The sequence below is a fragment of the Janthinobacterium sp. LM6 genome (assembly GCF_002002885.1).
GTDB classification, from domain to species: domain Bacteria; phylum Pseudomonadota; class Gammaproteobacteria; order Burkholderiales; family Burkholderiaceae_D; genus Janthinobacterium; species Janthinobacterium kumbetense.
On record NZ_CP019510.1, the window covers coordinates 2020198 to 2045400 of the forward strand.

Below are 25203 nucleotides of genomic sequence, written 5' to 3' on the forward strand. Positions count from 1 at the left end.
TTTGACTGGCGTCATACGAGGATGAATAATGTCTATTTCCAGCACCGAAGAGATCGTCGCTGAATTGCGCGCCGGCCGCATGGTGATACTGGTCGATGAAGAAGACCGGGAAAATGAAGGCGATCTGGTGCTTGCCGCCGATTTCGTGACGCCTGAAGCCATCAACTTCATGATCACGCATGCGCGTGGTCTGGTCTGCCTGACCCTGACGGAAGAGCGTTGCGACGAGCTGAACCTGTCGATGATGACATCGCGCAACGGCACCGCCTACGGCACCAATTTTACCGTGTCCATCGAAGCGGCCGAAGGCGTGACGACGGGCATTTCCGCCGCCGACCGCGCCAAGACCATCCAGGTGGCTGTTGCCAAGGGCACGCAGCCCAGCGATATCGTCCAGCCTGGCCATATCTTCCCGCTGAAAGCGCAAAAAGGCGGCGTGCTGATGCGCGCAGGCCATACGGAAGCCGGTTGCGACCTGACGGCCATGGCCGGCTTGACGCCCGCGTCCGTGATTTGCGAAATCATGAAGGATGACGGCACCATGGCGCGCTTGCCGGACTTGCTGGTGTTTGCCGAGCAACATGGCCTGAAAATCGGCACGATTGCCGACCTGATCCATTACCGCAGCCAGACGGAGTCCCTGGTCGAGCGCGTTGCCGAGCGCACCCTGCACACGGCGCACGGCGAATTCCGTTTGATCGCCTTCCGCGACAAGCCCAGCGCGTCGGCCCATTTGGCCCTCGTGCATGGCGATTTAGCGCCCGGCCTGGAAGCGCTGGTGCGCGTGCACCAGCCCGTTTCCCTGCTGGACGTGCTGGAAAGCGAAGCGACTACCCACTCGTGGACGGTGGCCGCCTCGATGGCCGCCATCAAGCAGGCCGAGCGGGGCGTGATGGTCTTGCTGAACTGCGGCGAGACGTCGGGCGAGCTGTTTGCCCAGTTCGCCGCGCTCGATACGCCGCAAGCCAAGCCGAAAGGCCGCGCCGCCAGCATGGACTTGCGCAGCTACGGCATCGGCGCGCAAATCCTGCGCGACCTGGGCGTGAGCAAGATGCAATTGCTGGCCAGCCCCCGCAAGATGCCGTCGATGGTCGGTTTCGACCTGGAAGTCACGGGTTTTCAGTGCCATCCAGGCCAGGACGCCTAAGCAAATCTACTGCGCGTCGCGATTTGCGGCCTGCGATGCTCACTGTACTATTCGTACAGTTGCGCTTCTTGACCACAACTCGCTGCCGCTCGCTACGATTTTGTCAGGCGTCGATGTAAGAGTAAACGATGGCGGCATGTGCATGTCGCCCTGAACCACCAGATTAAAGAGGCATATGATGACCGTAGGAGCATACGAAACTAATTTTGCCGGCGAAGGTTTGCGCGTCGGTATCGTCCAGGCACGATTCAATGAAATCGTCGGTGGTGGCTTGCTGTCGGCATGCCTGGAAGAGTTGAGCAAGCTGGGCGTGGCCGATGAAGATATCCTGCACGTGACCGTGCCGGGCGCCCTGGAAATCCCACTGATTCTGCAAAAGATGGCGGAAACCGAGCAATTCGACGCCCTGATCGCACTGGGCGCCGTGATTCGCGGTGAAACCTACCACTTCGAGCTGGTATCGAACGAATCGGGCGCGGGCATCACGCGCGTCGGTCTCGATTACGGCATCCCGATCGCCAACGCAGTGTTGACGACCGAAAACGACGAGCAGGCGGAAGTGCGCATGCTGGTCAAGGGAGCCGAAGCGGCACGCGTGGCAGTGGAAATGGCTAATCTGGCGCAAGCGCTGGAAGAGTTGCAAGACACCGACGAAGACTAAGCGCGTGTGATAAGAGTGCCATGGCTGCGTTGCAAGGCCTCGCCGTACTTTCGTACTGTCTTCGGCCTCGCGCCTTGCCCTGACATCCTTCTCACGCACGCTTGAATTGCGGCCGCGCTGCCTAAAAGCGCGTCGCAGTGTCTCGCCGGAATTTGTAGTGAACACGTACTTAAGAACAGGTAACAATCATGACTGAGAAAAATTTGCTCGCCAATCCCAGCAAAAACCGCACGCCGCGTCACCGCGCGCGCGAGTTTGCGCTGCAGGGCTTGTACCAGTGGCTGCTGAACAATGAAGACGCGACTACCGTCGTGAACAATATTCGCGCCGCGCATGGTTTCGACAAGGCCGATGGCGATCATTTCACGGTGCTGCTGTACGGCGCCATCAAGGATTCGCTGGCGCTGCGCGAAAGCATGGCACCCTTGATCGACCGCAATATCGCGGAACTGTCGCCCATCGAACACGGCATCCTGCTGATCGGCGCTTTCGAGCTGAAGAACAACATGGAAATCCCGTACCGCGTCGTCATCAACGAAGCGGTCGAGCTGGCCAAGTCGTTTGGCGGTATCGACGGCCACAAGTATGTGAACGGCGTGCTGGATAAATTGGCAGTGAAATTCCGCGAGGAAGAAGTGGGCGCCAACAAGCGCAAGTAATATACAGAGCAGTTCCTGCGGCCAGTGCCGCAGGGCAATAAAAAAGCCACCGGCACTTGCGTGCGGTGGCTTTTTTACTGGGTGCTGCTTTTTGGATGCCCCTGTGAGGGCTTTTAAAGGGTCACAGGCCGGCGATCTCGTTGTGGGGCAGTACTTTGATGGTGATGCCGCTTTCCGCTGCCGGCGCCTTGGCTGGCGCTGGCGTGTTCGATGCCATCACCGGCGTCGTGGTCGGCACGCGCTGGCCGGCCGACACTTGTTTCAGGCGGCGGTATTCGGCCAGCACGCGCGAGCCGTAGCCCGAGTCGGTGGCGAAGTTGGCGGCGCCCACGTAGGTTTTGAGGCCCGCTTCGACGGAACCGCCACGCGTGACGTAATCCTTCAGGATCAGCGAGCCGACGCGGATGTTGGCGACCGGGTTCAGCGCTGCTTGCACGCCGCCCATTTCCTGGAAGCGCTCATGGTGCACTTTCGACATGACTTGCATCAAGCCTTGCGCGCCGACGGGGCTTTCCGCGAACGGGTTCAAGCCCGATTCGATGGCCATCACGGCCAGGATCAGCAGCGGGTCCAGCTTGATTTCACGGGCCGTCAGGTAAGCCGTCGAGACGAGCATATTGGTCGCGTCGTTGGCCACGCGGTAGCGCTTGGAGAGCCAGTTGGTAACCCATTGCTGCTGCTTTTGCGTGCCCAGCAAGGCTTTTTCTTCCTTGCTCAAAGGTGCGTCGCTGGCGGCTGCCGTCTGCACGGAAGCAGGCGCTTCCATCAGTGCGGACAGGGCCGGTGCTTCAACGGCTTGCGCCTCTGCCATCGGCAGCGGGAACAGGCTGTGCGTCAGTTGCTTGCCCAGGTCCGGGCGGAACATCAGCAGGGCGATCAGTGCCAGGGCGGAAATGCCGAAGACTGTCAGTGTGTGTTGCGCCGTGGTCAAAACGCCACGCGCCGAAATGGCCTGTGCGCGGGCGCGCAAACGCGCCAACGCTGGCTGGCCAGCCACGGTTGAAGCAGGCAATGCTGCTTCAGTGCTACGATGAGTCATAGAGTTCCCCGAAATGTCGCGTCAACAGGCAGCCCCTCCGCGGTCTCGCGGTGTTGTGGGTACTGCCAATGCCGTGCATCAGAAATATCATCGTTTCCGCCGCGTATGGATGCGTGCGAGAAACGCCGTCATTGCTTGCTTGAGCTGATCGGTCCCGTTTTTGGTATTGGATCAGTCGCAATACAACTTTTACCGGGGGTAAGGCAGACGCCTTTTGAAAACACTCCTTAAAATGTCATGTGGAGCCCCGACTCCGTGAATGAAAGAGAAACGCTAAAATCAAGCTCTGGGCCGGCGTGCTCTTTCAAGTTGGGCGAATTGTAGAAGCCGTTTTATATCAAGTCAATACTAACGAATCGTTTCTTTATTACTTTTATGTCTTACTTTTTGACTTGCATTGTGCCAAAAGCCAATAAAATCAATTACTTGGCATAGATCCTTCAGCAACGGCGTCCGACGTCAAAAAAAATTAAAAACACATGAAATATTCAGATTTGCGAGATTTTATTTCTCAACTGCAACAAATGGGTGAACTTAAGCCCATTTCGACCCCCATTTCACCGATTTTGGAGATGACGGAAGTTTGCGACCGCACCTTGCGCGCAGGCGGACCGGCCTTGCTGTTCAACAATCCGACGGGATACGACATGCCGGTGCTGGGCAATCTGTTCGGCACCACGCGCCGCGTGGCGCTGGGCATGGGCGCGGAAGATGTCAGCGAACTGCGCAAGATCGGCCATGTGCTGGCGCGGCTGAAGGAACCGGAACCGCCGAAGGATTTCAAGGACTTGCTGGGCCTCGGTTCCCTGGTGAAATCCGTGTGGGACATGTCGCCGAAGGAGTTGCGCGGCGCGAAGTGCCAGGAAATTGTCTGGGAAGGCAACGATGTCGACCTGGCGCGCCTGCCGATCCAGCATTGCTGGCCCGGCGACGTCGCTCCCCTGATCACCTGGGGCCTGGTGATCACCAAGGGGCCGAACAAGAAGCGGCAAAACCTGGGCATTTACCGCCAGCAAGTGCTGGGGCGTAATAAAGTCATCATGCGCTGGCTGGCGCACCGGGGCGGCGCGCTGGACTTCCGCGAGCACGCGATCCAGAGCAAGGGCAAGCCGTATCCGATCGCCGTCGCGCTGGGCGCCGATCCCGCTACTATATTAGGGGCCGTCACGCCGGTGCCGGACAGCCTGTCCGAATACCAGTTCGCCGGCTTGCTGCGCGGCAGCCGCACGGAGCTGGTGAAAGCCATCGGCAGCGAGCTGCGCGTGCCCGCTTCCGCCGAAATCGTGCTCGAAGGCCATATCTACCCGGACGAAAACCATCCGAGCGGCTACGAGCACGCGCTGGAAGGGCCGTATGGCGACCACACGGGCTACTATAATGAGCAGGACAGTTTCCCCGTGTTTACCATCGACCGCATCACCATGCGCCGCGACCCGATCTACCACTCCACGTATACGGGCAAACCGCCGGACGAGCCGGCCGTGCTGGGCCTGGCCCTGAATGAAGTGTTCGTGCCCCTGCTGCAAAAGCAGTTCAGCGAAATCACTGACTTCTATCTGCCGCCCGAAGGCTGCAGCTACCGCATGGCCGTGGTGCAGATCAAGAAACAGTACGCGGGCCACGCCAAGCGCGTGATGTTCGGCGTGTGGAGCTTCCTGCGCCAGTTCATGTATACCAAGTTCATCGTCGTGGTCGATGAAGACGTGAATATCCGCGACTGGAAAGAGGTCATCTGGGCCATCACGACGCGGGTCGACCCCATCCGCGACACGACCCTGGTCGACAACACGCCCATCGATTACCTGGACTTCGCCTCGCCCGTCAGCGGCCTGGGCAGCAAGATGGGCATCGATGCGACGAATAAATGGCCGGGCGAAACGACGCGCGAATGGGGCACGACGATCGCCATGACGCCGGAAGTGAAGGCGAAGGTGGATGGGATCTGGCAGGAACTGGGTTTGTAAGGCCAACCCAAGAGCAGATGCCGGGGTCGTACCCTGAGGGTACGACCCCAGATTTCGCCGTTGGGGTACTCTGGTTTTTGCGTGACTTCCCCAATCTTGCGCAGGTCGGTTATAATTGTCCCCGGCGGGCCCCTGCGCATCGTGGCATGGCTAACCTGGTCAGGTCGGGAACGAAGCAGCCACGGCTATTAACCATGAGTGCCGCAGATCAGGCTCGCCTCCTTCGGGAATGTTTTAATCAGGATCAACAATCAAGCTGCCATGGGCAGCTTTTTTGCTTTTGCGGCGCCATTTTCCTGCGGCCCCGCAGCATTGCCGGGCTTGCCGTGTTTTCCATATTTCCAGCTGTCCATGTTATACAATTGCTGCTTTGCCGCGTTTGCCATTTTGAATGGCCCGGCCATGAGGCTTGCGCCCGCCGCGCAGGATCACCCGCAAAATCGCATGGTAAAATCTCAGCATGTCCTATCAAGTCCTCGCCCGTAAATACCGCCCCAAGAATTTCGAGACGCTCGTCGGCCAGGAGCACGTCGTGCGCGCGCTCACGCATGCCTTGCACAGCGGCCGATTGCATCACGCCTACCTGTTCACGGGCACGCGCGGCGTCGGCAAGACGACCCTGTCGCGCATCCTGGCCAAGTCGCTCAATTGCATCGGCCCCGATGGCACGGGCGGCATCACGGCCCAGCCGTGCGGCGTGTGCGAAGCGTGCACGGCGATCGACGCTGGACGCTTTGTCGACTATATAGAGATGGATGCGGCGTCGAACCGCGGCGTCGATGAAATGGCGCAGCTGCTGGAACAAGCCGTGTATGCGCCAAGCAATGCCCGCTTCAAGGTCTATATGATCGATGAGGTGCACATGCTGACGAACCACGCGTTCAATTCCATGCTGAAAACCCTGGAAGAGCCGCCCGAGCACGTCAAGTTCATCCTGGCCACGACGGACCCGCAAAAGATACCCGTGACCGTGCTGTCGCGCTGCCTGCAGTTCAACCTCAAGCAGATGCCGCCCGGCCACATCATCAGCCACCTGGACAATATCCTGGGACAGGAAGGCATCGCCTTCGAACAGCCGGCCTTGCGCCTGCTGGCCCAGGGCGCCCACGGTTCCATGCGCGACGCGCTGTCCCTGACGGACCAGGCCATCGCGTATGCAGCCGGCGAAGTCACGCTCGATGCCGTGCAAGGCATGCTGGGCGCGCTCGACCAGTCGTACCTGGTGCGCCTGCTCGACGCGCTGGCGCAGCAGGATGGCGCCGATTTGCTGGCCGTGGCCGACGAAATGGCCTCGCGCAGCCTGTCGTATAACGGCGCCCTGCAGGATTTGGGCACTTTATTGCACCGCATTGCGCTGGCGCAAACCGTGCCGGCCGCCTTGCCGCAGGATTTGCCTGAATACGCGGATATCGTGCGTCTGGCTGCCGCGTTCGACGCGGAAGAAGTGCAGCTGTTTTACCAGATCGCCGTGCATGGCCGCAATGAACTGGGCCTGGCGCCCGATGAATATGCGGGCTTTACCATGACCTTGCTGCGCATGCTGGCCTTTCGGCCCGGCATAGGCGGCGCCGATGGCGTGCCGGCGGCCCCTGCCGCGGCCACGGGCAACCGTCCCGCCGCCGTGGCCGCCGCGCGCGCGGCAGCCGGCGCATCCGCCCCGGCGGCCCGCGCCGCCACGAACAGCGTCGCCAGCCATGCCGCCGTGACGGCTGGCGCCGCGGCGCCAGCGGCCGTGGTCGCCGCCGCTGCCGCCAGCATGGCGCGCAGCGAAGCGCCGCCGCCGCGCGCGGCTGCTCCGGCACCGGCCGCTGCACCGGCGCCAGCGCCAGCGGCGCCGCCGCCCGCCACGCCGCCAGCGGCTGCTCCGGCCGCAGCCGCCCCGGCCGCATCGGGCGCACCGATCAGTTCTGCCCGCGCCGCCATCAATGCGGCGCTGGAAGCGGCGCGCGCCGCCTCGAAAGGCCGTCCCGGCAGCGCGCCGTCGGCGCCATCGTCGGCACCCAAGCCGGCCGCGCCGGCACCAGCAGCGGAACCTGTCGCCGCGGCGCCAGCCCCGGCCGCACCCGTCCAGGCCGCGCCACCGCCGCCGCCCGCCGCCGCGAAAGCGCCGGCGCCGTGGGACGATGCGCCACCCGTGGCCGTGATGGAAGCACCGGTGGCCGTTGCGGCGCCCGTGCAGCAGGCGCGTCCTGCCGCCCCGCCGCCGCAGGCGCAGCCGGATGACGACTTGCCGCCTTGGGTCACCGAATTTTCCGACGACAGTGCCTCCGCCGCCGTGTCGGCGCCCGCCGCGCCAAGCAGCGAGCAGCCGGCCGTCGTCATGCCGCAGCGTGCCGCCAAGCAAGCCGCGCCCAGCGGGCCGTATGTGATCACGCCCGTGCCGGGCCTGGACTGGGACGGCAACTGGCCGGCCGTCGCTGCCGTGCTGCCCTTGCGCGGCATAGCCCAGCAGCTGGCCGTGCAGGCCGAGCTGATCGAATGCCTGCACGACGGCCACAGCACCACGTTCCGCCTGCGCGTGCCGATCGACACGTGGCGCAGTCCGGCCAACGTGGAAAAACTGGCGGCCGTGCTGAGCGAGCGTTTCGGCCGCAAGGTCAATGTCGACACGGAACTGGGCGCCGTCTGGTATACGGCCAGCGCGGAAGCGCAGGCCCACCGCGAGGCGTGCCAGCTTGCCGCGGAAGCAACCATCGCCAGCGATCCCTTCGTGCTCGACATGAAGCGTGTATTCGACGCTTTTGTTGTGCCGGGAACGATTACCCCTGCACCGGCCGGCTCCGCCGCGCCGACCCTGCATTGATGATTAACACACTCACAAACTGAATTAACGGAGCATTCTCATGATGAAAAATCAACTGGCTGGCCTGATGAAGCAGGCGCAAGCAATGCAAGACAATATGAAAAAGGCCCAGGAACAACTGGCGCTGGTGGAAGTGGAAGGCCAGTCCGGCGCCGGCCTCGTGAAAATCGTCATGACGTGCAAGAACGACGTCAAGCGCGTCTCCATCGACCCGTCCTTGCTGGCCGACGACAAGGACATGCTGGAAGACCTGGTGGCCGCCGCCTTCAACGACGCCGTGCGCAAGGCGGAAGCGACGTCCGCGGAAAAAATGGCAGGCTTGACTGGCGGCATGAACTTGCCAGCCGGCTTCAAAATGCCATTCTGATGTACTGCCGCATGCGCTCGATCTATGGCACGGGGCAAGGTTGATCCATGTCCAAGTCGCTTGAATTCTTGACCGAGGCGCTGCGGCGCCTGCCCGGCGTCGGCCCCAAGTCGGCGCAGCGGATGGCATTTCATTTGTTGCAGCACGATAGGGAAGGCGCGGCCATGCTGTCGCGCGCCCTGTTCCAGGCCGTCGATGCCGTGCATCACTGCGGCCTGTGCAATACCTTTACCGAACACGAAGTGTGCGAGACCTGTCTCGACGAAGAGCGCGACAAGCGCTTGCTGTGCGTGGTGGAAACGCCCGCCGACCAGCTGATGATCGAGCAGACGCTCACCTACAAGGGCCTGTATTTCGTCCTCATGGGGCGATTGTCTCCGCTGGACGGCATCGGCCCGAAAGACATCCACCTGGAAAAATTGCTGAACCGCGCCAACGATGGCGTGGTCAATGAAGTGGTGCTGGCCACCAATTTTACGAATGAAGGCGAAGCGACGGCCCACTACATCAGCGAAATGCTGAAGGCGCGGGGCTTGCGCGTGAGCCGCCTGGCCCGTGGCGTGCCCGTGGGCGGCGAACTGGAATACGTCGACGCGGGCACGATTGCCCGCGCGATGCTCGACCGCAGGGCAACCTGAGCACAACATGACAGCATCCTCCGCGAACACTGGTCCCTTGACGGGCATCAAAGTGCTGGAACTGGGCACCCTGATCGCGGGGCCGTTCTGCGCCCGCATGCTGGCCGAATTCGGCGCCGACGTGATCAAGATCGAGTCGCCCGATGGCGGCGACCCCATCCGAACCTGGAGAGTGCTGAAGGACGGCACCTCGCTGTGGTGGTCGGTGCAGGCGCGCAACAAGAAAAGTCTCACCTTGAACCTGAAAACGCCCGAGGGCCGGGCGATTGCGCGCCAGCTGGCCCTGGAAGCGGACATCATCATCGAGAACTACCGCCCCGGCGTGCTGGAAAAGTGGGACCTCGGCTACGAGCAGCTCAAGAAAGAAAAACCGTCCATCATCATGGTGCGCCTGTCCGGCTTTGGCCAGACGGGACCGATGAAGGATTTGCCCGGTTTCGGCGCCATCGGCGAGTCGATGGGCGGCTTGCGCTATGTGTCCGGCTTTGCCGACCGCCCGCCCGTGCGGGTCGGCGTGTCCATCGGCGACTCCGTGGCGGCCCTGCACGGCGTGATCGGCGCCATGATGGCCTTGCGCCACCGCGACGTGACGGGCGGCCGGGACGGAGGCGAAGGGCAGATGGTCGACGTGGCCCTGTACGAATCCGTGTTCAACCTGATGGAGTCCTTGGTGCCCGAATACGACCAGGCGGGCGTGGTGCGCGAGCGCACGGGCGGCTCGCTGCCCGGCATCGTGCCTTCGAATACCTACACCACGGGCGACGGCGAAAACATCGTCATCGCCGGCAACGGCGACGCCATCTTCAAGCGCCTGATGCTGGCCATGGGCCGCATCGACATGGCGGGCGACCCGCAACTGGCGCGCAACGACGGCAGGGTGGCGCGCACGCAGGAAATCGACGACGCCATCGGCGCCTGGTGCGCCACGCACACGATAGACAGCGCGCTGGCCGTCTTGACGGCGGCAGACGTGCCGGCTGGCAAAATCTACTCCGTGCGCGACATGCTGAGCGATCCGCAATTCCTCGCCCGCGACATGTTCGAACAACACCATTTCGCCGACGGCACGCCCGTCAAATTGCCCGCCATCAGCCCGAAACTGTCCGCCACGCCGGGCAAGACGCAGTGGCTGGGGCCGACCCTGGGCCAGCACAACGACGAGGTGCTGGCGTCGCTCGGCTATGATGCGGCCGCCATCGCGCGGCTCAAGGCCGATGGCGTGGTGTAATTCGCTATTAACCCACAGAATTAAAGCTGGGGTCAGGCCCGGCGGGTCTGACCCCTGAATTTGCTTCCCGACTTACTTGATATCGATCATGCCTTCATTGTTCCGCACCGCGCTTGCCCTGGCGTCCGCCGCCGTTCTTCTCTCCGCCTGCGCCAGCTTCCCCCACGACGCACCGATCGCCAGCTTGCGCCTGATCGGCGAACAGCGCATCGCTCTGAAGCAGGCTTTCAAGGGCACGACGGTGGGCGGCTTGTCCGGCATCGACTACGATGCGGCCAATAACAGCTGGGTGATGGAAAGCGATGATCGCTCGGAAATCAATCCGGCCCACTTCTACCGCGCCGCGCTCGATTACGACAGCCGCGCATTTGCCGGCGTCACCTTCAACAGCGTGCATTTCTTCACGCAGCCCGACGGCAGCCGCTATCCGAACCTGGCCCATGCCAGGCTGGAGCAGGGCGACCAGGTGGCCGACATCGAAACCATCCGCGTCGATCCGCAGGACGGCAGCCTGTGGTACGGCAGCGAAGGCAACCGCAAGGTGGGCTTGCATCCGTTCGTGCGCCACGCGGACCGCGATGGGCATTATCTGGCTACCTTGCCCACGCCCGCCATGTTCAATGTGTCGAAGGATGAAACGGGATCGCGCAACAACATGAGCTTCGAGGCGCTGTCGTTCTCGTCGGATGGCAAGAGCCTGTGGCTGGGCATGGAAGCGGCCCTGTACCAGGATGGCCCGCTGGCCACGCCCGACAACGGCTCCGTGGTGCGCATCACGCGCCTGGACCGCGCGGGCACCGTGCTGGGCCAGTACGCGTATCCGATCGAGCCGGTGGCGTCGCGGCCCGCGCCGGGGAAGGAAGCGGACAATGGCGTGTCGGAAATCCTCGCCGTCAACGATCACCAGGTGCTGGTGGTGGAGCGGGCCGGCGTGGAACACGCCGACGGCATCTACACGAATCACGTGCGCATCTACGAAATGGATACGCGGGGCGCCACCGATATCCAGGCCATCCCGGCGCTGGCGGGCGCAAGCTATGTGCCGGCGCGCAAGCGATTGCTGCTGGATCTGGAAAAGACCGGTTTGCCGCGGGTCGATAATATCGAAGGCATCAGCTGGGGCCCGCGCCTGGCGAACGGCCGCCGCAGCCTGGTGATGATTTCCGACGATAATTTCAACGCCCAGCAAGTCACGCAAATCCTTGCCTTCGAAGTGCTCTAGTTTCCACGCTGGCCAACTGGCCCCTCTGCCTGGCCAGCATGGCCGTGATCGTGTCGTGCGGCGACGGGTGGCCTAAAAAGTATCCCTGCGCCATGTCGCAGCCGTATTCTTCCAGCATCAGCAGCTGCTCGTCCGTTTCCACGCCCTCGGCCACCACCACCATTTTCAAGCCATGCGCCATGGCGATGATGGCGCGCGTGATGGCCGCGTTTTCCGTATCCTGCGGCAAGCCGGCGATAAAACTCTTGTCGATCTTCAAGGCCCGCACGTCGAAGCGCTTTAAATAATTCATCGACGAATAGCCCGTGCCGAAGTCGTCGATGGAGAGATAGACGCCGATGCCGCGCAATTGCTCCAGGGTCACCATGGTGGCGCGCGCATCGTCCATCAATGTCCCTTCCGTCAATTCCAGCTCCAGCAGGCGCGCGTCGAGGCCCGTGTCGGCCAGGACCGACAGCACGATCTGCATCAGGTTTTCATCCTTGAATTGCTTGGCCGACAGGTTGACGGCCATGCGGATGGCGCGCCCGCCGTCGCTCTGCCACGCCTTGGCCTGGTTGCACGCCGTGCGCAGCACCCATTCGCCGATGGGCACGATGAGTCCCGTCTCCTCGGCCAGCGGGATGAATTCCGTAGGCGAAATGATGCCCCGCTCGGGATGGCGCCAGCGGATCAGTGCTTCCACGCCGACGATCTGCGTGCTGGGCACGTCGATCTGCGGCTGGTACAGCAGGTACAGCTCGTTGTTCTGCAACGCTTTGCGCAAGCCCACTTCCATCTTGACGTGGCTCATGATTTCCATCGTCAGCGAAGAGCTGTACAGCTTGGCGTTGTTCTTGCCGCAGTTCTTCGCGTGGTACATGGCCGTGTCCGCATATTTGAGCAGCGAGTTGCAATCCTCGCCATCTTCCGGATACAGCGAAATGCCGATGCTGGCCGTGACGAAAATCTCGTGCCCCTCGATCATGAAGGGCCGGCGCATGGCTTCCTTGACGCGGTGCGCCACGTTCAGCGCGTCTTCCACCCGTTCCAGGTCGGGAATCAGGATGGTGAATTCATCGCCGCCCAGGCGCGCCAGGTTGCTGCCGCCGAAGGTGGTTTCAAACTCGTGTTCGGCGCGCAGCACCAGGTCGCTGGGGCGGATGGTTTCGCGCAGGCGCTCGGACACCACCTTGAGCAAATGGTCGCCCACGTCGTGGCCCAGGGTGTCGTTGATGCGCTTGAAGGCGTCGAGGTCCATGAACAGCACGGCGAATTTCTTGTCGTGCTCTTTCGAGCGCGCCAGTTCCCGTTCCAGGGTTTCCAGGAACGCTTGCCGGTTGGGGATGCCCGTCAGGCTGTCGCAATACGCGAGGCGGCGGATCTGCTCTTCCGTGCGCTTGCGTTCGCTGATGTCGCGCACCAGGCCCAGCACCTCGTCGGCGCCCGTCGCCACCAGGCGCGCCTCGAAATGGCGCGTGCTGTCTTCATGCGTGAGCGTGTAGTCGACCGAGCCGATATGCTGCGTGGCCAGCACGGCGTGCGCCTTGTCGAGCAGGCGCGCGGCGATTTCGGGCGGCAGCACGTCGCGGATATGGCTGCCCACGCAGTCGCTGAGAGAAAATCCCGCGCTGGCGTCGTGGCCCTGTTCGTAGTCGAGATAAAAGCCTTCGCGGTTCAGGCGAAAGAAGGTGTCGGGGATGGCGGCCAGCACGGCGCGGTTGTGCGCGTCGGCGATGCGCAGGCGGGCGATGGCATCGCTGGCGCGCAGCACGTACAGCACGCGGTGGCCGAGGATGGGCCAGTTGATGGGCTTGGAAATGAAGTCGGTGGCGCCCACCTCGTAGGCGCGCGTGACGGCTTCCAGTTCGTCGCCGCCCGTGACCATGATGATGGGCACCGTGCCGCCCACTTCCTGGTGGCGGATTTCGCGGCACACGGCAAAGCCATCCATGGCCGGCATGTCGACGTCGAGCATGACCAGGTCCGGCCCGCTGTGCTTGTAGCTGGCCAGCGCCTGCACGCCGTCCTCGGCCTCGATCACGTCCAGGCCCACCTGCGTGAGCATTTGCCGCATCAGCAGGCGCATCACGGGATCGTCGTCGGCCACCAGCACCAGGCCGCGGGGAGGGGAGAGGGGCGCTGTCATGTCAGTGTTCCTTCACGAGGATGGCGTTCAGCGATGCGCGTACGGCCAGGAAGGCTTGCTGCATCTGCTGCAGCAGGATGGTCGCGCCCTCGGTGCTGCCGGCGCGGCCCAGTTTTTCCATCTCCTTGCACAGCTGCGCCAGGCCATCGGCGCCCACGTTGGCGCTGCCCGACTTGAGGCTGTGCGCCACCTTGCGCAACGCTTCCGCATCCGCTTTCGCGATGGCTTCGCGCATGGCGCTCAACTGGCGCGGCGTCTCGCCGGTAAACGCGAGAATGACGCGCTCGAGCAGCGCATCGCCATCCGTGCCGGACAGCGCGCGGATGTTTTCCAGCGCCTGCCGGTTCAGCGGTGGGCCGGATGCCGGGGCAGCAGGCGTCGGCGGCGTTGCCACGGGCGGCGGTTCGGGCGGCGCCTCCTGCGGCGTTTCGCTGTGGTGCACGGTGGCCGCGCGCGGCAGGGTGATCCAGCGGGCGATCGTGTGGCCCAGGTCTTGCTGCGTGAACGGTTTGCTCAGGTAATCGTCCATGCCGGCCGCCAGGCACGCTTCGCGGTCGCCCTGCAGCGCATTGGCCGTGATGGCGACGATGGGCAGCACGCGCGCGTGGCCGCAGTGCTGTTCATGGCGGCGGATTTCCGCCGTGGCGGCAAAGCCATCCATCACGGGCATCTGGCAATCCATCAGGATCAGATCGAAATCCTCGGCCTGCGCCGCCTGCAGGGCTTCTTCGCCGTTGCGCGCGCAGACGACATCCAGGCCCAGGCTGTCGAGCATGGCCAGCGCCACTTCCACGTTGACGGGATTGTCTTCGGCCAGCAGCACGCGGCGGCGCTGGCGCCGGCCCACCTGGCGCGCCGTGTGCGGCGGATGGATGCGCAGGCTGTCGCTGGCGCGCGGCGGCGTGACGATGCAGTCGAACAGGTCGCATTCGCGGGCCGGCTTGATCAGCTGGTAGGCCACGCCCGCCTCGCGCCGCTGCACCGGGTCGGCCGCCGCCTGTTCCGTGCTCAGCAGCAGCAGCTTGAGGTCGGCCAGCAGCGGGTCGCTCTTGATGTTGGCGGCCAGGGCCAGGCCGCTGGTGCGCGGCAATTCCATGTCGAGCAGGGCCACGGCATACGGCGTGCCCGCCTGGGCGGCCGCGCGCAGCTTGCCCAGGCAGTCGCTGGCCGTGCCGGCGCTGTCGCTGACGATGTGCCAGCTGGCCAGTTGCCGCTCCAGCACGGCGCGCGTGGCGGGTGTGTGGTCGACGATCAAGGCGCGTAACCCTCGCGTGGTTTTCAGGTTGAAGGACGGGTCGTCGCTGTCGACCCGCCGCTTATCGAAATTTACTTCGAACCAGAAGATCGAGCCTTGCGTTAAAGCATTATCAACGCCGATAGTGCCGCCCATCAGCTCCACCAGCTGTTTCGAGATCGTCAGCCCCAGGCCCGTGCCGCCGTGCTTGCGCGTGGTCGAGCCGTCCGCCTGCGAAAACGATTCGAAGATGCGCGTCTGCGCCTCGCTCGATACGCCGATGCCCGTGTCGTGCACCTCGAAGCGCAAGCCCACGCTGGGCGCGTCTTCGCTGCACACGGTCACTTTCACGGTGACCTTGCCCGTTTCCGTGAACTTGATGGCGTTGCCCAGCAGGTTGACGATGATCTGGCGCAAACGGTTCGGGTCGCCGCAAATGGCGATGGGGATGTCGTAGGCGATGTCGAATTCCAGGCTGATGTTTTTCGCTTCCGCCTGCGGCGCGAAGACGTGCTCTATGTCGTCGAGCAATTCGCGGAAATTGAAGCGGATGTATTCGACGCTCAGCTTGCCCGCCTCGATCTTGGAAAAATCGAGGATGTCGTTGATGATCACCAGTAAATTCTGCCCGGAACGCTGCACCATGCTCGTGTAGTGGCGCTGCTGCGGGCTCAAAGGGCTGGCCAGCAGCAGTTCCGTCATGCCCAGCACGCCGTTCATCGGCGTGCGGATTTCATGGCTCATGGTGGCGAGGAAGGCGCTCTTCGCCTGGCTGGCCGCCTCGGCCGCATCCTTGGCCTTTTCCAGCTGCGCCGTGCGCACGCCCACCTGGCGCTCCAGCTGGTCGCGGTAATTGGCCAGGGTGCTGTCGCGGCTGTCGATCTGCGCCAGCATGTCGTTGAAACTGTCGATCAGCACGCCCAGCTCGTCGCTGCGCTGGTGCGCGATGCGGTGGCTGTAGGTCTGGCTGCTCGACACCTTCTGCGCCGTATCGATCAGCTTGGTGATCGGTTCGGCGATCACGCTCTTGAAGCGCCGCGCGAGGAACACGGCGACCAGAAAGGACAGCACGGTGGCGCCGCCGATGGCGCTCACGTGGCGGCCGATGTCGCGCCACATGTGGTTCAGGTCCGCCTCGATCAGCACGGCGCCGATGATCTGTTGCGGCTCGCCCGGCCGGTAGACGGGGCGGTACAGGCGCATGGCGGGCGCCAGGGTCGTGCCCGAGCCTTGCGTGACGGGCTGCACGGCCATGTCGGCCAGCAAGGCCGGGTCCATGTCTTCCGGCGCCGGCAGGCCGTCCGCATGCTGCGGCGCGCGGTACAGGGCGAACAGCCGGCCGCCTTTGTCGAACAGGGCCGCCTGGGCCACCTCGTTGCGCGCGGACAAGGCCGCCAGCACCTGTTCCGCCTGCCCCTGCGCCGATTTTCCCGCCAGCAAAGGCACCGCGCCGGCCGCACCGATCACGCCCGCCAGCGACAGCAGTTGCTTGCCTTCATCGTTTTTGTGGCTGAGCACGGACGTCAGCGCAAACGCCACGAACACCAGCAGCAGCGCGCAGCCCGACGACAGTACCGAGATCATGGTCAGCTTCTGGCTGATGCTGGAGCGTTGGAAATTGAACATGCGTCGCTGCTTCCCCGGTCGCCCGTTGACTGTTATTTAATTCCTATTGGAAAAATATAGACGCGAAGACACACCCTGATATTGATGTGGGTCTAATGGAGGAGAGGGGAGGGGAACTTATACGAGAGGAAATGAATAGGGCGGTCTCACAAGACCGCCCTCAAATTATTGCTGAGCAACAACACCTGACCCAGCCGTAGCGAGCGGAAGGGAGAGGCGGCCGAGAAGCGCAACCGTACTAAAGTACGGTGAGCATCGCAAGCCGCCTATACCGACGCGCAGCAGGCTGGGTCAGGTGTCCGCTAACAACAACCGCCACGTTTGCCGGCCCCGCCGTAGCGGGCTTCCTGCCGTTCGCGGAAAAACTCTTCATACGTCATCATCGGCTCGCCGGGATGGGTCACTTCCCGGTGCGCCACGTAGGTGTCGTACTCGGGCAAGCCGCACATGAGCCGCATGCTTTGCCCCAGATACCGTCCCGCCTTGATGATTTCGTCGATCATCATTGCACCGTGGGCATGGCCTGGAACGGCGTTTCCTTGGTGCTCGGGCGGCTGTCGGCGCGCGCCTTCAAAATCGTGCGGATGCCGAAGAACAGCACGCTGACGACGACGATGACGAAGAAGGCGGCCAGGCCGGCGTCCAGGTAATCGTTGAAGATGATCTGTTGCATCTGCGCCACCGACTTGGCCGGCGCCAGCAGGGTGCCTTCATCCAATGCCGCCGAGTATTTCTTGGCGTGCGCCAGGAAGCCGACGCGCGGGTTGGCGTCGAAAATCTTTTGCCAGCCCGCCGTCAGGGTGCACAGCAGCAGCCAGATGGTCGGCGTGATCGTCACCCACGCATACTGGCCACGTTTCATCTTGAACAGCACGCAGGTGCCGAGGATCAGCGCGATGGCCGCCAGCATCTGGTTGGCGATGCCGAACAGCGGCCACAGGGTGTTGATGCCGCCCAATGGGTCGACCACGCCCTGGTACAGGAAGTAGCCCCAGGCCGCCACGCACAGGCCCGTGGCCAGCAGGTTGGCGATGACGTTTTCCGTCTTTTTCAAGCTTGGGACGAAGCTGCCCAGCAAGTCTTGCAGCATGAAGCGGCCGGCACGCGTGCCCGCATCGACGGCCGTCAGGATGAACAGCGCTTCGAACAGGATGGCGAAGTGGTACCAGAAGGCCATCATGGCCTTGCCGCCGATGGCGCCGGACAGAATCTGCGCCATGCCGACGGCCAGGGTCGGTGCGCCGCCGGCGCGCGAGATGATGCTGTGCTCGCCCACGTCCTTGGCCGTCTGCGTCAGCATGTCCGGCGTGACGTAGAAGCCCCATTGCGAGATCGCCTGTGCGGCGGACTCTGCCGTGGTGCCGATCAGGGCGGCCGGGCTGTTCATGGCGAAATAGATGCCCGGCTCGATGGTCGAGGCGGCCACCAGGGCCATGATGGCAACGAACGATTCCATCAGCATGGCGCCATAGCCGATGAAGCGGGCGTGGCTTTCGTTTTCGATCATCTTCGGCGTGGTGCCCGAGGAAATCAGGGCGTGGAAGCCGGACACGGCGCCGCAGGCGATGGTGATGAACAGGAATGGGAACAGGTTGCCCGACCAGACCGGACCGGAGCCGTCGATGAACTTGGTCATGGCCGGCATTTTCAGGTAAGGCGCGACGACGATGATGCCGATGGCCAGGCCCAGGATGGTGCCGATTTTCAGGAAAGTCGACAGGTAGTCGCGCGGCGCCAGCAGCAGCCACACGGGCAGCACGGAAGCGATGAAGCCGTAGCCGATCAGCATCCACGTCAGTTCCGTGCCCGTGAACGTGAACATCGGGCCCAGCACGGCGTGTTCCTGCACGTACTGGCCGCCGATGATGGCCAGCATCAGCAAGACGAAGCCGATGATGGAAATTTCGCCGATGCGGCCCACGCGGATGAAGCGCGAGTACACGCCCATGAACAGGGCGATGGGAATCGTCGCCATCACGGTGAAGCTGCCCCATGGGGAGCCCGTCAGCGCCTTGACGACGATCAAGGCCAGCACGGCCAGGATGATGACCATGATCATGAAGCAGCCCAGCAAGGCGATCATGCCGGGAATTTCGCCCAGTTCAGCCTTGATCAGGTCGCCCAAGGAGCGGCCGTCGCGGCGCATGGAAATGAACAGCACGATGAAATCCTGCACGGCGCCCGCAAACACGACGCCGGCGAGTATCCACAGCATGCCGGGCAGATAGCCCATCTGCGCGGCCAGCACGGGGCCGACCAGGGGGCCGGCGCCGGCGATCGCCGCGAAATGGTGGCCGAACAGCACATATTTATTCGTCGGCACATGGTCGAGGCCATCGTTGTGCTTGAAGGCGGGCGTCATGCGGCGCGCATCGAGGCCCAGCACCTTGTCGGCGATGAACAGGCTGTAGAAACGGTAGGCGATCAGGTAGACGCAGACGGCGGCGATGACGATCCAGATTGCGCTGATCGGTTCGCCGCGTTGCAGGGCGACGACGCCCAGGGACCCGGCGCCTGCCAGCGCAAGCGCTGCCCAGCCGAGCTGTTTGAAAATGCGGTTCATGCTTCCTCCAGAGATTGACGGGCGCTGTGCCGTGCGATGATGTGTGCTGCCGAGCCTGGTCGTTGCCAGTTTGGTATGAATTGGTGTATCTGCAGCTTATGGCGAGTATTCAGGAATCGTATAATTGCCGCAAGCGCAGCACTACGCAGTAACGCTCAGTATTACTACGCAGACCGATCGCGCCGCCGCGACGTAAAATCACGCATTCCCACCAGCATCGACGCCGCCGGAGCGCCAGGCCATGAAACTCAGACAGAAAGTCATCTTCCTGGCCCTCACGCCGCTGATCCTCGCCCTGTGCGCCATCGCATTTGCCGTGCGGCACCAGGCCATCACCCTGGCCGAGCAGCAGCGCGCCACCATCCAGCAGGCGTACCTGGCCAGCAAGGAAGCCGAACTCAAGCATTACGTGACCCTGGCCAGCCATTCCATCGCTTCCCTGTACCAGTCGGGGCGCAAGGATGACGCCACGCAAGAGGAAGCCAAGCGCATCCTGTCCGCCCTCAGCTATGGCGACGACGGCTATTTCTTCATCTATGATTTGCAGGGCAAGTCGCTGATGCATCCGCGCCAGCCTGAGCTGGTGGGGCAGAATCTGTGGCAGTTGCGCGACGCCGAGGGCAATCTGACCATCCAGCGCCTGATGCAGCGGGCGAAGGGCGGCGGCGGTTTCGAGCGCTACAACTGGATCAAGCCGTCGAGCAACAAGTCCGCGCCCAAGCTCGGCTATGTGATCCTGATGCCGGAATGGGGCTGGATGATGGGCACGGGCATCTATATGGATGATGTGGACCAGGCGCTGGCCAAGGTCGACGCCCAGCAGTCGCGCAATATCCGCTCGACCATGGAATTGATCGCCGCCATCGCCATCCTCGGTTCCCTGCTGGTGGCCGCCTGCGGCCTGGTGCTCAATTTGCGCGAATTGCGGGTGGCCGACGCCAAGCTGAAAGTGCTGGCGCAGCGCGTGGTCGAGTCGCAGGAAGAAGAGCGGGCGCGGCTGTCGCGCGACTTGCATGATGGCATCAGCCAGTGGCTGGTGTCGATTAAACTGCAGATCGAGGCGGGCATCGCGCGCCTGGCCGGCAATGCTGAACAGAAAGACAAGGCGCCCGCCACCTTCGAGCGGGCCGCCGAGCAGCTGAACAAGGTGCTGGGCGAGGTGCGGCGCATTTCGCACAACCTGCGCCCGGCCATCCTCGACGACCTGGGCCTGGCCGCCGCGCTCGACCACCTGGTGCATGAATTTAACGACAGCAGCAGCGCGCAAGCCAGTTTCACGGCCAGCCCGGCGGCGGCGGGCGAGGGCCTGCCCGACATGGTCAATACCGTGTTGTTCCGCATCGCCCAGGAAGCGCTGACCAATTGCGAGCGCCATGCCCACGCCCGCGGCGTGGAAGTGAGCCTGCACGAAGCGGGCAAGGCGGTGGAACTGCGCATCGAGGACAATGGCGGCGGTTTCGATTTCGACGGCATCGCTCTGCACCCGCAGCGCGGTATCGGCCTGCGCAACATGACGGAACGCATGGAAGCCATCGGCGGCAGCCTGCGCATCACCTCGTCCCCGGCCGGCACCCTGGTGCTGGCGCGGCTCGCCCTGCCACCGACACACTGATGAATAGATACCGGGAAGATACCGAGACATGAGCGAGAAGATCAACATCCTGCTGGTGGACGACCACCCCCTCGTGCGCGACGGCTTGCGCGCGCGACTGGAAGCGGTGGCGCATTTCGACGTGGTGGCCGAGGCGGGCGGCGCCGACGAGGCGTTGAGCCAGGCGCGCGCGCACCAGGTGGACCTCGTATTGATGGATATCAATATGCGCGGCACGAATGGCATCGAGGCGACGGCGCTGTTCAAGCAGGCGTTTCCGCAGATTGCCGTGCTGATCCTGTCCATGCACGACAAGCTCGAATACGTGTCGCAAGCCATCGCCGCCGGCGCGCGCGGCTATGTGCTCAAAGATGCTCCAGGGAAAGATATCGTCTTCGCCATCGAGACGGTGATGTCCGGCGGCATCTATTACAGCGCCGCGCTGGCGCGGCAGCTGTCTCGTCCGCAAGTGCACGATTCCTTCCTCACCACGCGCGAGCAGCAGGTGCTGCAGCATATCGCGGCGGGCCAGTCGAACAAGCAGATCGCCCGCGACCTCGACCTGAGCGTGCGCACGGTGGAGACGCACCGGCTGAACATCAAGCGCAAGCTCGGTATCGAAGGGCAGGCCGAATTGATCAAATATGCGGTCGAGCACGCGCATGGCGGCAGCGCCTGAGCAGGCGTGCGCGGTGCCGTGGTTTTGTCAAACCCGCATGACAGGCGGGTCTCCCGGGGGAATGTTTTTTTTGAATATTTATTGCCAAAATTAAACTGTTTCCTGGGTGAGATTCGGATAGAATGATTCTTGCTGTCGAAATGGCATCCCTGTCGGGCCAGGGTTGCCAATGCTGGTCAGTTTATTTACTATGGCGCCCTACCCACACTGAGATACCGATGTCAGCGTCTGAATCAAACCTGTTTCCGTTGGTGGGATTACAAGCAGTTGCCAATGCTCATAACGAGTGGGTCGCTGTCACCTTGCATGTACCGCAGGCCTCGACGGCGCCGCTGCTGGCAGCGCTGGCCGCCGCCGATGCGTATGCCTTCCTGGCGCCGCTCGACTGCATCATTCCCCTGGCCGACCCGCATGACGTGGACGAGGCCGTGCTGGCGCAACTGGCGCCGCAACGCACCATCTTCCGTTTGCCGGCCCATCTTGCCGGCGACAAGCAAATCCAGAAAAAATGCCAGCAATGGCGCGATGCCGGCTATCGCCTCATTCTCGATGGCGCCGGAGCCGGTCCCGTGACGGCGGCGCAAGTCGACGCGCGCGCGCTGAGCTTTGACGCGTCCGGCGCCCGTCCGGCCCTGCACCAGTTGCTGCCTTTGGCGGGGCCGCACCTGGCCTACAACATCGCCGACGCGGGGCAGTTTGCCGCCTCGCAAGAACTCGGCGTCAGTTGGTTTGCCGGCGATTACGCCCTGCACCATGCGCGCCAGCAAAGCGAGCCGGAAGACGCCACGTCGCGGCGCCGGCTGCTGGCGCTGCTGGGTTTACTGGCCCGCGATGCCGATGCGCATGAGCTGGAAGTGCCGCTCAAGCAAGACCCGTCGCTCAGCTATCATTTATTGAAACTGGTCAATTCAGCCGCCTTCGGGTTCACGGCGCCGATTACCAGCTTCAGCCAGGCCATCACTTTGCTGGGCCGGCGCCAGCTGCAGCGCTGGCTGCAACTGCTGCTGTATGCGCGCCAGCAAGACGATGGCAAGATCCACGCGTTGCTGCCGCTGGCGGCCGTGCGCGCGGCGCAGATGGAAGCGCTGTGCCAGCTGCGCGGCGGCGACCGCGACGCGCAAGACCTGGCCTTCATGGCGGGCGTGTTTTCCCTGCTGGATGTCCTGCTGGGCATGCCGATGGAAGAGATCATCGCCACCCTGAACCTGGCGCCGGAAGTGAGCGTCGCCTTGCTCGAACGCAATGGCGAGCTGGGCACCTTGCTGGCGCTGGTCGAAAGCGCCGCGCCGCCGCCCGAAGGCTTGCGCCGCGCCGGCATCGACGGAGAAACCTATTGGCGCAGCCTGCTGCAGGCCTACCAATGGGCCATCCAGGTCAGCCGGAACCTCTAGCATGACCCTGTTTCCGGTGTCGGATTTCCTCGGTGACAGCGCCGCCCTGTGCGACGCCGTCGTGCGTTTGCGCGGCCCCGCGCTGGTCGCTGAGCTGGGCCGTATCGCCAGCGCCGTGATGGCCAGCCCGCACGGCCAGTTCCTGCCCGCGGCCAGCCTGGACGCCGCTGCGCCGCCCGCGCCATTTCCCCGCGATACGCCCGCCTTGCTGCAGGAAATCAGTTTTGATGGCCACTGTTTCGGCCATTACAGCGTGGCGGGACGCAGCCTGTACAGCGACGCCGACCGCCGCCACCTGGCCAGCCTGGCATCCTTGACGGCGGGCGTCTTGCAAGTGCATTCGCTGGCGCAACGTTCCACGCACGCCTACGCGCAAGTCGAAGCCTTGCTGGCGCAGCAGACGCAAATCCTCGACCAGTTGCACGAATCCGTGCTGACGATGGACTTGACGGGTTACATCACCAGCTGGAACAAGGGCGCCGAGCGCCTGTTCGGCTACACCTCGGTGGAAGCCGTGGGGCGCAACATCCTGTTCCTGTACGACGATGAAGACACGGGGTTTCACGACGCCTTCCTGGAGCAGGGAGGACGCCTGATGGAGGTGCGCCGCCGAAAGAAGTCAGGCGAGATCTTCTGGGCCAGCCTGTCCTTGTCGCCGCTGCAAGACCTGGACGACAAGCCCATCGGACTCATCGCCTACCTGACGGACATCACGGAGCGCAAGCTGGCCGAAGAGCGCTTGCACCACCTGGCGTATTACGACCCGCTGACCAGCCTGCCTAACCGCACCTTGCTGGCCAAGCTGGTCGACCAGGCCCTCTCCGTGGCGCAGCGCAGCAAGATGCTCGGCTGCGTGCTGTTCATCGACCTGAACCGTTTTAAACTGATCAACGACACCCTGGGCCGGCGCATCGGCGACGAACTGCTGCGGCAAGTCTCGCTGCGTTTCCGCCATGCCTTGCGCGACCAGGACCTGGTGGCGCGCCTGGGCGGCGACGAGTTTGCCGTCGGCCTGTTCGACATCGGCCAGCATTTCGAGGCCAGCATGGTGGCGCAAAAGCTGCTGGGCTCGCTGGTGGAGCCGTTCCTGATCGAAGGCCACGACCTGCGCGTGGGCGCCAGCATCGGCATCAGCGTGTATCCGCAGGACGGGCAGGACGCGGAAACCCTGCTGCGCCTGGCCGACATCGCCATGTACCGCGCCAAGCAGGACAGCGGCGGCGAAGGGGAAAGCGTGGCTTTCTACAGCCAGGACATGAACCTGGGCATGCAGGCGCGCATGCGCCTGGAAACAGGCTTGCGCCAGGCCTTATCGGAACAGCAACTGTTGCTGCACTACCAGCCGAAATACGCGCTGGGCAGCGGCCGCATCATCGGCGCCGAAGCCCTGGTGCGCTGGCACCACCCGCAGCACGGCATGATCCCGCCGGCCGAATTCATCCCCCTGGCCGAATCGACGGGCTTGGTCGTGCAAGTGGGCGAATGGGTGCTGGAAGCGGCCTGCGCCCAGGCGCAGGCATGGAAACTGGCCGGCCTGCCGCCGATCCGCCTGGCCGTGAACGTCTCCGCCCGCGAATTCACGGCGGCCTTGCCCGCCAGGGTGGCGGCGACCCTGGCCCGCTACGGCCTGGAAGCGGCCTGGCTGGAGCTGGAAATCACGGAAAGCACCCTGATGCACAACATCGAGCGCGTGATCGGCATCATGGACCGCATCACGGCCCTGGGCGTGGCCCTGTCGCTGGACGACTTCGGCACCGGCTATTCCAGCCTATCCTATTTGAAACGCTTCCCCATCGACACATTGAAGATCGACAGGTCCTTCACCACCGGCATTCCGACCGACGCCAGCGACTGCGCCATCGCCAGCACCATCATCAGCATCGCCCAGCAGCTGCACCACAAGGTGATCGCGGAAGGCGTGGAGACGACGGAACAACTGGCCTTCCTGAAGAGTTCCGGCTGCGACGAAGTGCAGGGCTACCTGTTCTCGCGGCCATTGCCGGCGGGGGAGTTTGAAAGGGCGCTGCGGGAAAACTGGGGCGTGTAGGCATTCCGTTGGCGTACCGGCGCAGCTCACTGACCCCCGAGGCCGCTTTGGGACTTAAATGCGCGCCACCGACTACTCGCCATTGGTAAGCCACGGACCTTTATGTATAATGCTGCCATCTGGAAGCGTGGCCGAGTGGTTGAAGGCACTAGTCTTGAAAACTAGCGACGGGTTAAACTGTTCGTGAGTTCGAATCTCACCGCTTCCGCCAGGAAA

General features: G+C 63.4%; 19 protein-coding genes, 1 tRNA gene and 1 other RNA gene. 15 read left to right on the forward strand and 6 right to left on the reverse strand.

Going from position 1 to position 25203, the window contains the following annotated elements:
• Positions 1-28: 28 nt before the first annotated feature.
• The 3 genes from ribBA (at position 29) to nusB (ending at position 2467) form a co-directional block, all read left to right on the forward strand.
• Complete coding sequence (ribBA, locus tag BZG29_RS08970; RefSeq protein ID WP_077401340.1) at positions 29-1147, forward strand: bifunctional 3,4-dihydroxy-2-butanone-4-phosphate synthase/GTP cyclohydrolase II; 1119 nt, start codon at positions 29-31, stop codon at positions 1145-1147.
• Between the two features lie 178 nt (positions 1148-1325).
• The gene (gene ribH / locus BZG29_RS08975; RefSeq protein WP_034759563.1) at positions 1326-1808 is read left to right on the forward strand and encodes a 6,7-dimethyl-8-ribityllumazine synthase; all 483 of its coding nucleotides are present in this window, start codon (positions 1326-1328) and stop codon (positions 1806-1808) included.
• A gap of 188 nt (positions 1809-1996) precedes the next feature.
• Complete coding sequence (gene nusB, locus BZG29_RS08980) at positions 1997-2467, forward strand: transcription antitermination factor NusB (RefSeq protein ID WP_034786595.1); 471 nt, start codon at positions 1997-1999, stop codon at positions 2465-2467.
• 121 nt (positions 2468-2588) lie between these two features.
• Here nusB and BZG29_RS08985 read toward each other — a convergent pair whose 3' ends face one another.
• Positions 2589-3506, reverse strand: a complete 918-nt coding sequence (locus tag BZG29_RS08985; protein ID WP_171984962.1) for a lytic transglycosylase domain-containing protein — start codon at positions 3504-3506, stop codon at positions 2589-2591.
• A gap of 479 nt (positions 3507-3985) precedes the next feature.
• On the opposite strand from BZG29_RS08985, the gene ubiD reads away from it, so the two are divergent.
• Entirely contained in the window at positions 3986-5470 is a 1485-nt protein-coding gene (ubiD, locus tag BZG29_RS08990; protein WP_071650179.1) for a 4-hydroxy-3-polyprenylbenzoate decarboxylase, read from the forward strand.
• Between the two features lie 123 nt (positions 5471-5593).
• Positions 5594-5692, forward strand: an RNA gene (ffs, locus tag BZG29_RS08995) — signal recognition particle sRNA small type.
• 29 nt (positions 5693-5721) lie between these two features.
• Here ffs and BZG29_RS28085 read toward each other — a convergent pair.
• Positions 5722-5874 carry a hypothetical protein gene (locus BZG29_RS28085; protein WP_171984963.1) on the reverse strand — a complete coding sequence of 51 codons (153 nt, stop codon included), beginning with the start codon at positions 5872-5874 and terminating at the stop codon, positions 5722-5724.
• Positions 5875-5930: 56 nt separating this feature from the next.
• Between BZG29_RS28085 and dnaX the strand changes: the two genes are divergently transcribed.
• The 5 genes from dnaX (at position 5931) to BZG29_RS09020 (ending at position 11728) form a co-directional block, all read left to right on the forward strand.
• Positions 5931-8273, forward strand: coding sequence for a DNA polymerase III subunit gamma/tau (dnaX, locus tag BZG29_RS09000; RefSeq protein ID WP_077401343.1), 2343 nt, complete (start codon positions 5931-5933; stop codon positions 8271-8273).
• A 40-nt stretch (positions 8274-8313) separates the two neighbouring features.
• Complete coding sequence (locus tag BZG29_RS09005; RefSeq protein WP_034759121.1) at positions 8314-8640, forward strand: YbaB/EbfC family nucleoid-associated protein; 327 nt, start codon at positions 8314-8316, stop codon at positions 8638-8640.
• Positions 8641-8687: 47 nt separating this feature from the next.
• Positions 8688-9278: a recombination mediator RecR gene (gene recR, locus BZG29_RS09010; protein WP_076570564.1), complete on the forward strand. Its 591-nt coding sequence runs from the start codon at positions 8688-8690 to the stop codon at positions 9276-9278.
• Positions 9279-9285: 7 nt separating this feature from the next.
• On the forward strand, positions 9286-10506 hold the full coding sequence (locus tag BZG29_RS09015) for a CaiB/BaiF CoA-transferase family protein (RefSeq protein ID WP_077401346.1): 1221 nt from the start codon (positions 9286-9288) through the stop codon (positions 10504-10506).
• A gap of 88 nt (positions 10507-10594) precedes the next feature.
• Complete coding sequence (locus BZG29_RS09020) at positions 10595-11728, forward strand: esterase-like activity of phytase family protein (protein WP_077401349.1); 1134 nt, start codon at positions 10595-10597, stop codon at positions 11726-11728.
• On the opposite strand, the gene BZG29_RS09025 is transcribed toward BZG29_RS09020, so the two are convergent.
• The 4 genes from BZG29_RS09025 to BZG29_RS09040 form a co-directional block, all read right to left on the reverse strand.
• Entirely contained in the window at positions 11697-13856 is a 2160-nt protein-coding gene (locus tag BZG29_RS09025) for an EAL domain-containing protein (protein WP_077401352.1), read from the reverse strand. The two genes, BZG29_RS09020 and BZG29_RS09025, sit on opposite strands and share 32 nt — an antisense overlap.
• A gap of 1 nt (position 13857) precedes the next feature.
• On the reverse strand, positions 13858-16716 hold the full coding sequence (locus tag BZG29_RS09030; protein WP_077401355.1) for a response regulator: 2859 nt from the start codon (positions 16714-16716) through the stop codon (positions 13858-13860).
• 302 nt (positions 16717-17018) lie between these two features.
• Positions 17019-17219, reverse strand: coding sequence for a YbdD/YjiX family protein (locus BZG29_RS09035; RefSeq protein WP_010396213.1), 201 nt, complete (start codon positions 17217-17219; stop codon positions 17019-17021).
• On the reverse strand, positions 17219-19279 hold the full coding sequence (locus BZG29_RS09040; RefSeq protein ID WP_077401358.1) for a carbon starvation CstA family protein: 2061 nt from the start codon (positions 19277-19279) through the stop codon (positions 17219-17221). Before BZG29_RS09040 ends, BZG29_RS09035 begins: the two co-directional genes overlap by 1 nt.
• A gap of 241 nt (positions 19280-19520) precedes the next feature.
• Here BZG29_RS09040 and BZG29_RS09045 point away from each other — a divergent pair, with 241 nt between their 5' ends.
• The 5 genes from BZG29_RS09045 to BZG29_RS09065 all read left to right on the forward strand — a co-directional run bounded on the left by BZG29_RS09045 (position 19521) and on the right by BZG29_RS09065 (position 25198).
• Positions 19521-20891: a cache domain-containing protein gene (locus tag BZG29_RS09045; RefSeq protein WP_077401361.1), complete on the forward strand. Its 1371-nt coding sequence runs from the start codon at positions 19521-19523 to the stop codon at positions 20889-20891.
• A gap of 28 nt (positions 20892-20919) precedes the next feature.
• Positions 20920-21549, forward strand: a complete 630-nt coding sequence (locus tag BZG29_RS09050; protein ID WP_077401364.1) for a response regulator transcription factor — start codon at positions 20920-20922, stop codon at positions 21547-21549.
• 302 nt (positions 21550-21851) lie between these two features.
• Positions 21852-22940, forward strand: a complete 1089-nt coding sequence (locus BZG29_RS09055; protein ID WP_366928712.1) for an HDOD domain-containing protein — start codon at positions 21852-21854, stop codon at positions 22938-22940.
• 1 nt (position 22941) lies between these two features.
• Positions 22942-24987: an EAL domain-containing protein gene (locus tag BZG29_RS09060; protein ID WP_077401370.1), complete on the forward strand. Its 2046-nt coding sequence runs from the start codon at positions 22942-22944 to the stop codon at positions 24985-24987.
• A gap of 121 nt (positions 24988-25108) precedes the next feature.
• Positions 25109-25198, forward strand: a tRNA-Ser gene (locus BZG29_RS09065).
• Positions 25199-25203: the final 5 nt, after the last annotated feature.

What these genes read in the sequence shown, in the direction of transcription:
- ribBA (WP_077401340.1), top strand. Translation starts at nt 29, where the DNA reads ATGTCTATTTCCAGCACCGAAGAGATCGTCGCTGAATTGCGCGCCGGC.
- BZG29_RS09035 (WP_010396213.1), bottom strand. Translation starts at nt 17,219, where the DNA reads ATGATCGACGAAATCATCAAGGCGGGACGGTATCTGGGGCAAAGCATG.
- BZG29_RS09050 (WP_077401364.1), top strand. Translation starts at nt 20,920, where the DNA reads ATGAGCGAGAAGATCAACATCCTGCTGGTGGACGACCACCCCCTCGTG.
- dnaX (WP_077401343.1), top strand. Translation starts at nt 5,931, where the DNA reads ATGTCCTATCAAGTCCTCGCCCGTAAATACCGCCCCAAGAATTTCGAG.
- BZG29_RS09015 (WP_077401346.1), top strand. Translation starts at nt 9,286, where the DNA reads ATGACAGCATCCTCCGCGAACACTGGTCCCTTGACGGGCATCAAAGTG.
- ribH (WP_034759563.1), top strand. Translation starts at nt 1,326, where the DNA reads ATGACCGTAGGAGCATACGAAACTAATTTTGCCGGCGAAGGTTTGCGC.
- BZG29_RS28085 (WP_171984963.1), bottom strand. Translation starts at nt 5,874, where the DNA reads ATGGCCGGGCCATTCAAAATGGCAAACGCGGCAAAGCAGCAATTGTAT.
- BZG29_RS09045 (WP_077401361.1), top strand. Translation starts at nt 19,521, where the DNA reads ATGAAACTCAGACAGAAAGTCATCTTCCTGGCCCTCACGCCGCTGATC.
- BZG29_RS09040 (WP_077401358.1), bottom strand. Translation starts at nt 19,279, where the DNA reads ATGAACCGCATTTTCAAACAGCTCGGCTGGGCAGCGCTTGCGCTGGCA.
- BZG29_RS09025 (WP_077401352.1), bottom strand. Translation starts at nt 13,856, where the DNA reads ATGACAGCGCCCCTCTCCCCTCCCCGCGGCCTGGTGCTGGTGGCCGAC.
- BZG29_RS09030 (WP_077401355.1), bottom strand. Translation starts at nt 16,716, where the DNA reads ATGTTCAATTTCCAACGCTCCAGCATCAGCCAGAAGCTGACCATGATC.
- recR (WP_076570564.1), top strand. Translation starts at nt 8,688, where the DNA reads ATGTCCAAGTCGCTTGAATTCTTGACCGAGGCGCTGCGGCGCCTGCCC.
- BZG29_RS09060 (WP_077401370.1), top strand. Translation starts at nt 22,942, where the DNA reads ATGACCCTGTTTCCGGTGTCGGATTTCCTCGGTGACAGCGCCGCCCTG.
- BZG29_RS09020 (WP_077401349.1), top strand. Translation starts at nt 10,595, where the DNA reads ATGCCTTCATTGTTCCGCACCGCGCTTGCCCTGGCGTCCGCCGCCGTT.
- BZG29_RS08985 (WP_171984962.1), bottom strand. Translation starts at nt 3,506, where the DNA reads ATGACTCATCGTAGCACTGAAGCAGCATTGCCTGCTTCAACCGTGGCT.
- ubiD (WP_071650179.1), top strand. Translation starts at nt 3,986, where the DNA reads ATGAAATATTCAGATTTGCGAGATTTTATTTCTCAACTGCAACAAATG.
- BZG29_RS09005 (WP_034759121.1), top strand. Translation starts at nt 8,314, where the DNA reads ATGATGAAAAATCAACTGGCTGGCCTGATGAAGCAGGCGCAAGCAATG.
- nusB (WP_034786595.1), top strand. Translation starts at nt 1,997, where the DNA reads ATGACTGAGAAAAATTTGCTCGCCAATCCCAGCAAAAACCGCACGCCG.